The organism is Pseudomonas viridiflava (genome assembly GCF_900602065.1).
Lineage (GTDB): Bacteria > Pseudomonadota > Gammaproteobacteria > Pseudomonadales > Pseudomonadaceae > Aquipseudomonas.
On record NZ_UWFN01000195.1, the window covers coordinates 1 to 393 of the forward strand.

At 73.3% G+C, this 393-nt stretch carries 1 protein-coding gene; it reads right to left on the reverse strand.

Annotation, left to right across the window (positions count from 1 at the left end; translation table 11 throughout):
* Positions 1–393, reverse strand: a 393-nt coding sequence (locus tag EE949_RS29655; protein WP_206335706.1) for a hypothetical protein, incomplete at both ends; no start/stop codon positions are given.

A 393-nucleotide genomic window follows, 5' to 3' on the forward strand; every position in this document is an offset into this window, starting at 1 on the left:
GTGGCGGGGGGCACGGCCTCGATCAGCGCCGCCTGGGCGGCGGGGAGGGTGAACGTCGCGGAGCTGCCGTTACCGTCGACCCCGGTCCGGGGGGCGCCGCCGGCATAGTCGATGCGCACCACCACGTTGCCGTAGGCGTCCAGGCGGAACGCCGACAGCGGCATCTTGGTGGTGTCGCCGGCCGGCGCCAGCTGAAAACGGGTGTGGCCGACGATCATGGCGTTCACTCCGGCCAGCGACGCCTCCTGACGGCGCAAATCGGTCCGGACGCCGTCGCCATGCACCAGCACCGAGGCGCGCTCGCCATCCGGATTGCCGGCCGAGAGTTCCAGCCGGCCGTTGGCGCGCGACAGTTGCGCGGCGCCCGGCGTGGTTTGCGCCAGTCCGAGGCGG